Here is a 12,739-nt window from a genome sequence, read left to right on the forward strand (position 1 = left end):
TAAGCTGTCCGCAGCATCCGATGCATATCCTTTTTCCGGAGTTGATCCAATGAACGAAGCGCGCCGCCGCGGCCCGATCGCCCGCGTCCTGGTGGGAATCTGGGACGCCGTGAACTTCAGCCGACGGCTGGTGCTGAACCTGCTGTTCCTGCTGCTGGTGGTGCTGTTCGTCGCCATCCTCGCCAGCCGCGAAGCCGCCGCGCCGCTGCTGGAGCGCACCACACTGGTGATCGCGCCGGAAGGCCGCATCGTCGAGCAGTACTCGTCGGATCCCACCTCGCGGGTGCTGTCGCGCGCAATGGGTCAGGACAGCCCCGGCGAGGTGCAGCTGCGCGACCTGCTGCGCGCGATGGACGCCGCCGCGAAGGACGACCGCATCGAGCGCGTGTACCTGCGCGTGGACGGCCTACTGCCTTCGGGCATGGCGACGATGCGCGAAGTTGCGGCCGGCCTGCGCGCGCTGCGCGAGGCCGGCAAGCAGGTGATCGCCTACGGGCAGGGCATGCCGCAGACCAGCTACCTGCTGGCCGCGCAGGCCGACGAGGTCTATGTCGACCCGATGGGGTCGGGCGTGGTGCTCGAGGGCCTGGCCAGCTACGGCCTGTACTTCGGCGAGGCGCTGCGCGAGAAGCTCGACGTCGACGTGCACGTGTTCAAGGTCGGCGAGTTCAAGTCTGCGGTCGAGCCCTACATCCTCGACGCCGCGTCCGAGGAGGCCAAGCAGGCCGACTTCTACTGGCTCAACGACATCTGGCAGCGCTACCTCGCCGACATCGCGCAGGCGCGCGGGCTGGACGTCGCGCGCATCCAGGCCGACATCGACGGCATGGCCGACGGCATCACCGCGGTCGGCGGCGACATGGCGCAGTACGCGCTGCAGGGTGGCCTGGTCGACGGGCTGATGACCGAACAGCAGGTGGAGGCGCTGCTGGCCGAACGTGGCGTGGCGGATGCCGATGCCGAGCATGGCGTGCGCAGCATCGACCTCGACGGCTACCTCGCGCATGTCGACAACGGCGCGGGCAGCGGGCTGGCGCGCCAGCCGCAGGTGGCGGTGGTGGTGGCCGAAGGCATGATCGTCGACGGCGAGCGTGGACCGGGCGGCGTCGGTGGCGTCTCCACCGCCGCACTGCTGCGCGAGGCCCGCGAGGACGACGACGTGCGCGCGGTGGTGCTGCGGGTCAACTCGCCCGGCGGCTCGGCATACGCGTCGGAACAGATCAACCGCGAGGTCGAGCTGCTGAAGGAGGCCGGCAAGCCGGTGGTGGTGTCGATGGGCTACGTGGCCGCGTCGGGCGGCTACTGGATCAGCATGAACTCCGACCGCATCTATGCCGATCCCTCGACGATCACCGGCTCGATCGGGGTGTTCGGCATGGTGCCCAACTTCACCCGCACCCTCGACCGCTTCGGCGTGCATTCCGATGGCGTGGGCACGACGCGCTATGCCGGCGCGTTCGATCTCACCCGCCCGATGGAAGCCGACGTCGGCCGCGTGATCCAGGCAAGCGTCGAGCACATCTACCGCAACTTCGTCGGCAAGGTCGCACAGGGCCGTGGCCGCACGCCGGAGGCCATCGACGCGGTCGCCCGCGGACGGGTGTGGAGCGGTGCGCAGGCGCGCGACCGCGGCCTGGTCGACGAGCTCGGCGGCCTGCGCGATGCGATCGCCGATGCCGCGCGCCGCGCGGAACTGGCCGACGACGGCTTCCGCGTGCGCTACATCGAACAGCCGCTGAGCCCGTTCGCGCAGTTCCTGGCCGGCATGGGCCGCTCGGGCGCGCTGGCGACGCTGTTCGGCGACACCGCGCTGGCGCAGCGGCTGGCGGTACGCGCGATGCCGGAAATGGAGCGGCACCTCGCCGCGTTCGAAGTGGCGATGGACCGCCCGGTGGCCGGCCCGGTGCGCGCGATGACCTACTGCTTCTGCCCGACGTTCTGAGCCGGGCGCTGGACGCCGCCGCCCGGTGACGCGCGGGGCATGGCGTCGAGCTAGCGGCGCACGTCCAGCCGCTCGTGGCGCAGCAGCGCGCCCACGGCGGCGGCGTCGACCAGGTTGAAGTCGCCGGGCACGGTGTGCTTCAGGCAGGCCGCGGCATGGCCGAAGGCCAGCGCGTCGCCATCCGCCATACCGACCAGGAGGCCGTGCAGCACGCCGGCGGCGAAGGCATCGCCGGCACCGATGCGGTCGACGATGCCCTCCACCGCCTGCGGGGCGACGCGGTGCACGTCGCCGCCGCGGGTGACCAGCAGTGCGCCGAGGCTGTGCGCGTCGACGCTGTTCTGTCCGCGCAGCGTGGTGGCGATGCGACGCAGCTGCGGGAACGCCGCGAACGCGCGCGCGGCGGCGGCGAGGATGCGTGCCTCGTGGGTATCGGCGTGCGCGTCCGCATCGGGCCCCAGGACCACCTCGATGTCGCGATGGTCGGCGAACGCGATCGTGGCCTCGGCAAGCACCGCGCGCAGCACCGTGGCCGGATCCGCCTGCCAGGCCGCCCACAGCTTGGGGCGGAAGTTGCCGTCGAACGAAACCTCCAGCCCGGCGGCGCGCGCGCTGCGCATTGCCGTGACCGTGGCATCCGCGCAGCGCTGGCCGAGCGCCGGGGTGATGCCGGAGACGTGCAGGCAATCGAACTCCGCCACCAGCGCGGGCCAGTCGTAGGCGTCGCTGCCGGCGCGCGCGAACGCGGAATCGGCGCGGTCGTAGACCACCTCGCTGGGTCGCAGCCCGGCACCGGTGGCCAGGAAGTACAGGCCCATGCGCGCGCCGGGATCGCGGCGTACGCGGCCGACATCCACGCCATGCCCGCGCAGGGCGGCCAGCGCGGCATCGCCCAGCGCATTGCCGGCCACCGTGCCGACCATCGCCGCGTGGTGGCCGAAGCGCGCCAGCGACACCGCCACGTTGGCTTCGGCACCACCGATCTGCACCTGCAGCAGCGGCGACTGCAGCAGCAGTTCGCGGCCGGGAGCGCCCAGGCGCAGCAGCAGTTCGCCGAAACAGAGCACGCGTCGGGTCATGGAAGCTGCGTCGCTTCGCGCCGGCGCTCATCCGCCTCGCGCACGGCCCCCTCGACGGCCTGCGCCTTGTCGAGCGGGTCCTGAATGGCGTCGCGCAGCTGGGTGGCCTGTGGCTCGGGTGGCGTGCCCGGCGGTTCGTGCTCGGGCGCGCGGCAACCGGCGAGTGCCAGCAGGGCGGCGCAGGCGAACGCGCCGCGGCGGGCAAGGGATGCGATGGAGGGGGGTGTCGCCATGTCGGACCTCGGTCGGGCTGCGGGCTTGGCTTATCCTACGTGCCGTCATTCGCGGGAGCACCCATGGACCCCCATCGCTGGCGGCTCGACGGCCAACGCGCGCTGGTGACCGGCGGCAGCGCCGGCATCGGGCGCGCGATCGCGCGCGAACTGCTGGGCTTCGGCGCCGAGGTGATGATCGTGGCCCGCGACGGCGATGCGCTGGATGCCGCGCGCGACGAACTGCTGGAAGAATTCCCGACCGCGCAGCTGCGCGCGATGATCGGCGACGTCGCCGATGAAGAGCAGCGGCGCGAGATCCTCGACTGGGTCGAGGACCAGGGCGAAGGCCTCGACATCCTGGTCAACAACGCCGGCGGCAACCTGGTGCGCGCGGCCACCGAGTACGCCGAGGAGGAGTGGCGGGAGATCTTCGAGATCAACCTGTTCAGTGCCTTCGAGATGTCGCGCTACGCACATCCCATGCTGGCGCAGCACCCGGGCGCGCGCATCGTCAATGTCGGCAGCGTGTCGGGCATCGCCCATGTGCGCACCGGCGCACCGTACGGCATGAGCAAGGCGGCGCTGCACCAGATGACGCGCAACCTCGCGGTGGAGTGGGCCGAGGACGGCATCCGCGTCAATGCGGTGGCGCCCTGGTACATCCGCACGCGGCGCACCTCGACGGCACTGGCCGATCCCGACTATCTCGACGAGGTGCTCGCACGCACGCCGCTGGGCCGCATCGGCGAGCCGGAGGAGGTGGCCGCGGCGGTAGCGTTCCTGTGCCTGCCGGCCTCGGCCTACATCACCGGCGAGTGCATCGCCATCGACGGTGGCTTCCTGCGCTACGGCTTCTGAGCGGGCTGCCGATCAGCGGACGCAGGTGGACGCCGCGTAGGTCGCGGCCAGCGCCGCATATTCCTGCTGGTGTTCACGCGCCGCGGGCGACTGCGCCGGCGTCACCTTGAAGCGGAATTCGGCCTCGTCGACGCGGCTTTTCCAGGCGCGGCAGAGGTTCTCCTCCGGCACCGCGGTGCAGCTGTCCTCGACCTGCTCGCAGGCCTGCCCGGCGCCCAGCGTCGGCAGCCCGCCGATGCCGACGGTGTTCAGCGGCCGGCAGCGCGTGGCCGGCACCGCGTCGCCGGTGAGGTAGCGCTCGTTGTCCCAGCGCGTGCACTGGTACAGCGGCGGTGGCGGCACGGGTTCGGCAATCGTGATCGCAGCGGGCCCGGTCGCGGTGTCGGCCGGGGGCGCCACCGCGGTGACCGGCAGCACGCGCAGCCCGGGGGGTGGCTGTGCCGGCACGAATGCCGGCAGCGGCGGCGCCACGTCGACCTCGATGACCTGCTGGCGCTGGCCTGCGGGGCAGGCCTCGGCATTCTGCAGGGTCACCGTGCCATCGGCGGCGGTACAGCGATAGACCACGTTGCCGGCGACGGCGGGGGCCAGTGCCATGATCGCCAGCAGGCCGAACAGGCCTGCGGCGTGCAGGTTGCCGGTCATCGGGATACGTCCATCAAAGCCCCACATCCAAGAGCGCCCATCAGGATCAGCCCACCGGACCCGCCGCTCAAAGCCCGCAATCCTCGGCCAGCCGTGCGTTGAGCGTGCGTTCCTCGGTGCGCAACGTGCGGCGCTCGCTTTCCTGCGCGTTGAACGTCCGCCGGCGGATGGTCTCGCGGCGGTCGCGCAGTCGGGAGCAGACCTCGGCCGCCGGCAATGCGGTGCAGCTGTCGCGGATCCAGATACCACCGCCGCCGTAACCGTAGCCGTGCCCGCGATCATGCCCGTGGCGTGGGGGCGGACGCCGCGGTGGTGGTGGCGGCTGCGGAACGTTGCGCGCCGAGGGAATGCTGATGTTGTTGACCGGCGCGGTGCTGAGCCCGCCGCGCGGCGGGCTGGCCACCGTGCGATCACGTACCGGCGGCGGCCGGACCGGCCCGGGGCCGTGACCATGGTGATACGGCACGCCCAGCGTCCACAGCGGCACGAAGCGCGGATTGCCGTCGCCGTTGTCGCTGGTGTAGCGCTCGCCATCGGGGGTCACGCATTCGTACATCGGTTGCGGCGCGCGCATGACGATGGTCTGCACGCGCTGCGTGGTGGGCGCCGGGGGTGGCGCGGGGGCGGCTTCCGCCGCCGGCGGCGTGCGGGTGCCCGGGGGCGGATCCTGCGGGCGCTGCATCGTGCGTACGTCCTGGTGCATCCCGGCCGCGCACGGGGTGTCCTGCATGGTGACGGCGCCACGCGCATCGGTGCAGCGGTACAGCGTCACCTCGCCCTGCGCCGGGATCACCGGGACGGCAGCGATGGCGAATGCGAGCAGTGCAGCGGCGAGGGCTCGGGGCGGGTCGCGGTCCATGCCCGCATGATGCGTGAGGCGGGCGATGCGCGAAACCCGCCACTGTCGACAGGTGGCTACGCGCGCGGGCGGCATTCAGGCCGCGACCGATGCTCAGTCGCGCAGCACCTGGCCGCTGCGCGCGTCGCAGATCGGGGTCGGGCGTTCCAGGCCGCCGGTGTCACCGCCGACGATGACGTCCACCGCGGCACGCAGGTGCGGATCGAATGTCTCGAGCGTGCGCGGCGGCGGGGCGCCGGCCGGATTGGCGCTGGTGGACACCAGTGGCCCTCCGAACGCGCGGCACAGTGCCGACACCACGGGATGCGCGCTGCAGCGCACCGCGACGCCGGCATGCGCGCCACGTACCCACGGCGGCACCCGGCCGGTGGCCGGTACGATCCAGGTATGCGGCCCTGGCCAGCCGGCGACCACCGTTGCGCGTGCCGCCGGACCCAGCGCGTCCCAGTCCACCAGGCCGTCGAGCTGGCCGACGTCGGCGGCCACCAGGATCACGCCCTTGTCGACGGGCCGCGCCTTGAGCGCCAGCAGGCGTCGCACCGCCGCCTCGTTGAACGGATCGCAGCCCAGCCCCCAGACCGCTTCGGTGGGATAGGCGATGACCGCGCCGGCACGCAACCGCGCGGCGGCGGCATCGATCGACAGCGCGGCGGGCTGCGCGGTCATGGCGTGGCTCAGAAGGGTGCGTCGTCGATGTTCGACGGGGCAACGCCCGCGCCTGCCGTGCGCGCGGCGGACTTCTTCGCCACCGCAGGCTTCGCAACCTTGCCGGCAGCCTTCTTCGCGGTCTTCTTCGTGGTCTTCTTCGCCACCTTCCTGGTGGCCTTCTTCGCCGTCTTCTTCGCCGCGGTGGCCGGCGCCTTGGGCGCGGCCTTCTTCGCCACCTTCTTCGCCGCGGCCTTCTTGCCGAAGCGCCCGCGTGCCGGCTTGCCGGTCTCCTCGAGCAGCGTCGTCACTTCCTCCAGCGTCAGCGAAGCCGGCTCACGGTCCTTGGGGATCTTGCCGTTGAGCTTGCCGTCGCTGATGTAAGGCCCGAAGCGGCCGTTGAGCACCTGGATGTCGCTGCCGTCGAACTCCTTGATGATGCGGTTGCGGGCGATCTCTTCCTTCTCGTCGATCAGAAACACCGCGCGCGCGAGGTCGATGGTGTAGGGATCGTCCTCCTTCTTGAGCGAGGCGTACACGCTGCCGCGTTTGGCGAACGGGCCGAACCGGCCGATGCCGACGCTGACCTCCTCGCCATTGCTCTCGCCCAGGATGCGCGGCATCAGGAACAGCTCCAGCGCGTCGTCGAGCGAGATCGTGTGCATGCTCTGGCCGGGCTTGAGCGATGCGAACTTCGGCTTGTCCTCGGCGTCCTCGGCGGTGCTGCCGATCGCCACGTACGGCCCGTAACGGCCCAGCCGCACGCTCACCGGCTTGCCGGTCTTGGGGTCGGTGCCGAGCTCGCGTGCGCCGGTGGCCTCGTTGCGGTCGACCGACTCGGTCTTCTCCGCCACCAGTTCCTTGAACGGACCCCAGAAGGTCTCCATCAGCGGCACCCAGTCCTTCTCGCCGCGGCTCACCGCATCGAGCTCGTCCTCGAGCCTGGCGGTGAAGTCGTAGTCGACATAGCGGGTGAAGTGGCTGGACAGGAATTTCGACACCGCCCGGCCGACGTCGCTCGGACGGAAGGCACGGCCATCCATCTCCACGTACTTGCGGAACTGCAGGGTCTGGATGATGGAGGCATAGGTCGACGGACGGCCGATGCCGTACTCCTCGAGCGTCTTCACCAGCGAGGCCTCGGTGAAGCGCGGCGGCGGCTGGGTGAAATGCTGGTCGGCCTGGATACGGTCGAGCGGCACGCGGTCGCCCGGCTTCATCGCCGGCAGCTTGCGCCCTTCGTCCTCGTCGTCCTTGCTCCTGCTGTCCTTGCCTTCCTCGTACACGGCCAGGAAGCCGGGGTCGACCACGGTGGTGCCGCTGGCACGGAAGCTGTGCTCGTTGCCGGCGGCGAGGTCGACCGAGACGGTGTTGAGCGTGGCCGGGACCATCTGCGAGGCGACCGCGCGCTTCCAGATCAGCTCGTACAGGCGGCGCTCGTCATCGGACAGGTGTCGACCGACCTGGGCCGGAGTGCGCAGCGCCGAACTCGGGCGCACGGCCTCGTGGGCCTCCTGCGCGTTCTTGGACTTGGTCTGGTAGAAATTCGGCTTGTCGGGCAATGCGCCGGTGCCGAAGTCGCGCGCGATCACGTCGCGGATCTCGCCCAGTGCGTCCTGCGACAGGCTCACCGAGTCGGTACGCATATAGGTGATGAGCCCGACGGTGCCCTCCTCGCCGATGGCCACGCCCTCGTAGAGCTTCTGTGCCACCTGCATGGTGCGGCGGGTGGTGAAGCCGAGCTTGCGCGAGGCTTCCTGCTGCAGGGTGGAGGTGGTGAACGGCGGCGCCGGGCGGCGCTTGCGCTCCTTGCTGATGACGTCGGTGACCTGCAGGACACCCTGTGCAGCGGCCGCGATGCGGCTGCGGGCCTCTTCGGCGGTGTCGCCATCGGTGACGGTGAACTGTTCGAACTTCCTGCCGTCGAGCTTCGTCAGCTTGGCGGAGAACGGCTGCGAGGCATGCGCGCAGGCGGCCTCGATGGTCCAGTACTCGCGGGCGATGAAGGCTTCGATCTCCTCCTCGCGCTCGACGATCATGCGCAGCGCCGGCGACTGCACGCGTCCGGCCGACAGCCCGCGCTGCACCTTGCGCCACAGCACCGGCGACAGGTTGAAGCCGACCAGGTAGTCGAGCGCGCGGCGCGCCTGCTGGGCATCGACGAGGTCCCCGGCGATCGCGCGCGGCTTCAGCATCGCTTCCTTGATCGCGCGCGGGGTGATCTCGGTGAACACCACCCGGTGCAGGTCCTTGTCCTTGAGCAGGCCGCGCTCGCGCAGGATCTCCACGATGTGCCAGCTGATCGCCTCGCCCTCGCGGTCCGGGTCGGTCGCGAGATAGATGCCGTCGGCGGCCCTGGCAGCCTTGGCGATGGCGTCGACGTGCTTCTCGTTCTTCTCGATCAGGTCGTAGCGCATGCGGAAGCCGTCGTCAGGATCCACCGCACCCTCCTTCGGCACCAGATCACGGACATGGCCGTAGGACGCCAGGACCTGGAAGTCCTTGCCGAGGTACTTGTTGATCGTCTTGGCCTTGGCGGGCGACTCGACGATGAGGAGGTTCTTGGCCATGTGGCTTGGGGGTTCCGGGTGCGCGGGCAACGGACGGGCCGGCCGGCAGGATCTTGCAGAAAGGGACGCCCGGGGCGAGGGACCCCGGGCGTGCGTCTTTTCTAGTGGAATCATGGCGGGGCGGCCGGTGTCAAGCCGGTCGACCCCACGGGGCCGCGATTGTCGCCGCTTCGCCGTCAGGAAGCGAGTCGTGCCGCCAGCATTGTCAATCCCAGCGCCAGCAGGACCGCCGCGGCCCGGATCCGGGCGCGGCGGCGCCTGGCAGGGTCCGCTCCGGATGCCGTGACCGGGTAGTCGGGGGCTGGCGATGCGGCGCCAGGCGCGCTGGCGGGTGCGGCGCGCGCCACGGCCATGACGGGCCGTGCATCAGGCGGGGGCGGGGCCGCCGGTGTGAGCGCGGGTGCCGATATCGGCGCGCCTGCGGCAGGCGGTTGCGCCGCGGGCAGCGCCTCCAGGCGCCCGTCCCCATGCAGCCGGAACGCGTCGCGGCGGCTGCGCAGCGGCGCGGGCGGGGTTGCATCGGCATCGCGCCAGACCTCGGAGTCCGCACGCAGGTGGCCGAAGCGGTAGAGCCGCGCCATCGCGCCGGTGTCGTATGGCCCGCAGGCGCGGCCGCGGGCATCGCGGTAATGCCAGCAGGCGGGGTCGGGTCGGGGGTTCGGGTCCATGCGTTCCATGCGGGGCGCGCGCTGCATCCGGCAGCGCCAGGAAGCCGGGGCGCGACACGCCCCGGCGCCGGGTCAATGCACCGGCTCGGGCTCGTCGGCGAAGATCTGGGTTTCCATCCAGGCGTAGGCGGCCTCGCTGCCGGGCTGGTTGAACAGCACCATCAGCACTACCCACTTGAGGTCGTCGAGGTCGAGGTCGTCCTGGTCCAGCGCCATCGCGCGGTCGACCACCAGTTCGCGTTGGTGGGCGTCCAGCACGCCGTGCTGCTCGAGGAACAGCAGGAAGCCGCGGCATTCCTGGTCGAGTTTGTCGAGCTCGGGACCGGCGAACAGGCGCACCGGCCCGTGCGGGCGCGGCGTGGCCGGGCCAGGCCGCTGTTCGGCCAGGGCGTCGAGCCAGTCGAAGGCCTTGCTGATCTCGGCCGGGCTGAAACCGGCCTGCAGCAGACCGGTCTGCAGCGACTCGCGGTCGCGCAGGAGGTCGGCTTCGTCGGTGAAATAGTGCTCGAACAGGTAGAGCAGGACGTCGAGAATGCTCTCTTTCATTTCCCCCGGCCTGCGCCCCGCGGACGCGTCGTTGCGGATGTACGGGAGTACCGGCCGTGCTCGACCAGAACGCGACCTTCGAGCTCCATGAGCAGCAGCATGGAGGACACCTCGGCCGTCGTCAATCCAGTGCGCGCCACCAGCCGATCCATATCCGTTGGGTCGTGCCCGAGGGCTTCCCACAACCGGTTGTAGTCGGGGTTGTCGCGTTCAGGATCCACGCCCGGGGCCGCCCGTGGCGGCTCCGCACACGATGTGGGGCCGTGCAGGCGTCCGTGCAAGGCGTGCGCCAGCACCTGGGCCACCGGCTTCAGGGCGGCGATCACCTCGTCGGGGGATTCCACCAGCGCGGCGCCCTCGCGGATCAGCCGGTGGCAGCCGCGCGCCATCGGGTTGTGCAACGACCCGGGAATCGCGAACACCTCGCGGCCGGCATCCGCGGCGAGCCGCGCGGTGATCAGCGCACCCGAGCGCAGCGCCGCCTCCACCACCAGCGTGCCGAGCGACAGCGCGGCGACGATCCGGTTGCGCGCCGGGAAGTACTCACGCAGTGGCCGGGTGCCGGGCGGGAACTCGCTGACCACCGCGCCACGCCCGGCGATCCGCGCCAGCAACGCGGCGTTCGCCGCCGGATAGGCGATATCCGGTCCGCAGCCCAGCACCGCGACGGTCGGCGCATCGGCATCGAGCGCGGCCGCGTGCGCACAGGCATCGATGCCCAGCGCCAGGCCGCTGGCGATCCCGAACCCGGCGCGTGCGAACGCCCGGCTGAAGGCGGTCGCGTGCTCGCGGCCGGCGGCACTGGGATTGCGGCTGCCGACCACCGCGACCATCGGATGCCACAGCAGCGCCGGATCGCCGGCGATGAACAGGCCCAGCGGCGCACCGGGCGAATCGCGCAGCAGCGGCGGATAGTCGGGGTCGGTGCAGGCGATCACGTGGTGACCCGGCCGCGCCAGCCAGTCCATGGCGGTGGCAAGCGCGCGGCTGTTGTCGCCTCCACGCAGCGCGGCGCGCTGGCCGGCGTCGAGCCCTGCGGCATGCCAGGCCTCGCTTCCAGCGGCCAGCGCCGCGGCGGCGCTGCCGTGTGCCTGCAGCAGCTGGCGTCGGCTGGACGCCGGTCCTCCGGCAAGCAGCAGGCGGGTCAGCGCTTCGGGGTCGTCGTGGGTTGGCGTGGCGGTTGTCGGCATCGCCACACTGTCGTGGCGACCCGCACCGCGTCACAGTCGGGGATGTCCATTTCCCGCTGTAGGACTTGCCCGCGTCAGTGCGGGGGCAACGCCAGCGAACGGCGGACCAGGTCCCGCAGGGCGCCCTGCTCGAGGGCCGACAACGGCGGCAGGTACACGCAACCCTTGCGCCACCTCGTCGGCGGAGGCATGCGCGGTCATCGGTCGTCTCCGGCTCTTCGGATCCCATAACGGCAAACGGCGCCCGAAGGCGCCGTTCGTCCGTACCGGCAAGCAGCCGTCCCACTCAGTAGGGCGCGTCCGGATGCTTGAGGTGGTAACCCACGCGGGTCGGCTTGATGCTGTCCATCACCAGCGCGTAGCTGACGCGGTCGTAGGTGCGGAACACCATCGCGTGGCCGGCGAACTCGTCGGGCAGGCGCACCTTGTTCTCGACGAACACCGTCTGCGGATCGCGGTCCGGGCCCTTCTCGACGCGGTCGATCGCCGACTGGCCCTCGCGCCACAGCGAGAACACGGTGCCGTTGTCGATGCCCTCGCGACGGCCGACCGAGATCGCGATGACGTCGCGCGGGCCGCCGGAGGTCAGCATGTCGGCCACCGCCAGCACGCGGGCGCGGCCGTACTCGGTCTGCACGCGCGGGGCATGCGGGAAGAACTGCAGGTCGTAGGGCTGCGGGTTGACCGGCACCAGGCGGTCGCCGGTGCGCACTTCGAGGCCCTCGTCGTCGAGCAGCAGGGTGCTGACCTGGATGCCACCGACCTCGCCACGGGTGACCGTGCCGGCGCCGACGCGGACCATCTCGTAGCCCAGCACTTCCTGCCCCTTGTCGGGGAAGGTCACGTTGGTCCAGTACTGCTGGAAGTCGAGCGTGCGGCGGCCGCGGAAATCGAGGTCGTCGGAATGGAACAGGTCGCAGCACAGGCCGGCACGCTCGAGATGCGTGTAGCGGGTGGTCGGGCGCACGACGGTGTAGCGCTCGCCGGGCTGGGCCTGCGGCAGGCCGCGCACATAGGCGACCTGACCGTCGACCGCGCGCAGGCGATCGTCTTCCATGCCGACCACGTAGGGCAGGTGCTCGAATTCGTCGACGACCTGCAGGTCGCGCAGGAACGGCTCGATGTCCGACAGCGGCAGCGCGTCGACCGGCGCGGCATCCAGGCGCGGGCCCGGCTGCACCGTGGCACCGGCGACGCGGTCCAGGTACGCGAGGCTGATCACGTCACCCGGATAGATCAGGTGCGGATTCTGGATCTGCGGATTCGCCTGCCAGATTTCCGGCCACAGCCAGGGCCTTTGCAGGAACCGGCCTGCGATGTCCCACAGCGTGTCACCACGCTTGACGACATACGTATCCGGGTGATCACCGCGCACCCCCTGCGCAGCAGCAATTGTTGCGACGGTCAGCAGCGAAACGGCAAACGCCGTCCGCAGCGACCGGGAAAGGCGCTCAAACTTGCCGGCCATCTACCTGCTCCCCTTGGAGATTTCCCCTTGCAGCGGCCGCACTATAGCCTACAA

12 protein-coding genes are annotated in these 12,739 nt (G+C 71.0%); 2 read left to right on the forward strand and 10 right to left on the reverse strand.

Annotated elements, in window-relative coordinates:
• Positions 1 to 49: 49 nt before the first annotated feature.
• The gene (sppA, locus tag ERL55_RS01600) at positions 50 to 1,942 is read left to right on the forward strand and encodes a signal peptide peptidase SppA (RefSeq protein WP_129134868.1); all 1,893 of its coding nucleotides are present in this window, start codon (positions 50 to 52) and stop codon (positions 1,940 to 1,942) included.
• A gap of 50 nt (positions 1,943 to 1,992) precedes the next feature.
• On the opposite strand, the gene ERL55_RS01605 is transcribed toward sppA, so the two are convergent.
• Both ERL55_RS01605 and ERL55_RS01610 read right to left on the reverse strand, forming a co-directional pair.
• Entirely contained in the window at positions 1,993 to 3,021 is a 1,029-nt protein-coding gene (locus tag ERL55_RS01605) for a sugar kinase (protein ID WP_129134869.1), read from the reverse strand.
• Entirely contained in the window at positions 3,018 to 3,254 is a 237-nt protein-coding gene (locus ERL55_RS01610; RefSeq protein WP_129134870.1) for a hypothetical protein, read from the reverse strand. Before ERL55_RS01610 ends, ERL55_RS01605 begins: the two co-directional genes overlap by 4 nt.
• A gap of 63 nt (positions 3,255 to 3,317) precedes the next feature.
• Between ERL55_RS01610 and ERL55_RS01615 the strand changes: the two genes are divergently transcribed.
• On the forward strand, positions 3,318 to 4,094 hold the full coding sequence (locus ERL55_RS01615; protein ID WP_129134871.1) for an SDR family oxidoreductase: 777 nt from the start codon (positions 3,318 to 3,320) through the stop codon (positions 4,092 to 4,094).
• 12 nt (positions 4,095 to 4,106) lie between these two features.
• Here the strand turns inward: ERL55_RS01615 and ERL55_RS01620 are convergent, their stop codons facing one another.
• The 8 genes from ERL55_RS01620 to ERL55_RS01660 form a co-directional block, all read right to left on the reverse strand.
• The gene (locus ERL55_RS01620) at positions 4,107 to 4,739 is read right to left on the reverse strand and encodes a DUF4124 domain-containing protein (RefSeq protein WP_129134872.1); all 633 of its coding nucleotides are present in this window, start codon (positions 4,737 to 4,739) and stop codon (positions 4,107 to 4,109) included.
• Positions 4,740 to 4,806: 67 nt separating this feature from the next.
• Positions 4,807 to 5,598, reverse strand: a complete 792-nt coding sequence (locus tag ERL55_RS14820; protein WP_164972089.1) for a DUF4124 domain-containing protein — start codon at positions 5,596 to 5,598, stop codon at positions 4,807 to 4,809.
• 93 nt (positions 5,599 to 5,691) lie between these two features.
• On the reverse strand, positions 5,692 to 6,264 hold the full coding sequence (locus tag ERL55_RS01635) for a Sua5/YciO/YrdC/YwlC family protein (protein WP_129134875.1): 573 nt from the start codon (positions 6,262 to 6,264) through the stop codon (positions 5,692 to 5,694).
• 8 nt (positions 6,265 to 6,272) lie between these two features.
• The gene (locus ERL55_RS01640; RefSeq protein WP_129134876.1) at positions 6,273 to 8,813 is read right to left on the reverse strand and encodes a DNA topoisomerase I; all 2,541 of its coding nucleotides are present in this window, start codon (positions 8,811 to 8,813) and stop codon (positions 6,273 to 6,275) included.
• A 176-nt stretch (positions 8,814 to 8,989) separates the two neighbouring features.
• Positions 8,990 to 9,481 carry a GYF domain-containing protein gene (locus tag ERL55_RS01645; protein ID WP_164972090.1) on the reverse strand — a complete coding sequence of 164 codons (492 nt, stop codon included), beginning with the start codon at positions 9,479 to 9,481 and terminating at the stop codon, positions 8,990 to 8,992.
• Between the two features lie 72 nt (positions 9,482 to 9,553).
• Complete coding sequence (locus ERL55_RS01650; protein ID WP_129134878.1) at positions 9,554 to 10,027, reverse strand: DUF494 family protein; 474 nt, start codon at positions 10,025 to 10,027, stop codon at positions 9,554 to 9,556.
• A complete protein-coding gene (gene dprA / locus ERL55_RS01655) occupies positions 10,024 to 11,217 on the reverse strand; it encodes a DNA-processing protein DprA (RefSeq protein ID WP_129134879.1) in 1,194 nt (397 codons plus the stop codon). The genes ERL55_RS01650 and dprA overlap by 4 nt, the downstream gene beginning before the upstream one ends.
• 286 nt (positions 11,218 to 11,503) lie before the next feature.
• Positions 11,504 to 12,685, reverse strand: a complete 1,182-nt coding sequence (locus ERL55_RS01660) for a LysM peptidoglycan-binding domain-containing protein (RefSeq protein ID WP_129134880.1) — start codon at positions 12,683 to 12,685, stop codon at positions 11,504 to 11,506.
• Between the last annotated feature and the right edge of the window lie 54 nt (positions 12,686 to 12,739).

Origin of the sequence: Luteimonas sp. YGD11-2, from assembly GCF_004118975.1 — a bacterium.
Lineage (GTDB): Bacteria > Pseudomonadota > Gammaproteobacteria > Xanthomonadales > Xanthomonadaceae > Luteimonas > Luteimonas muca.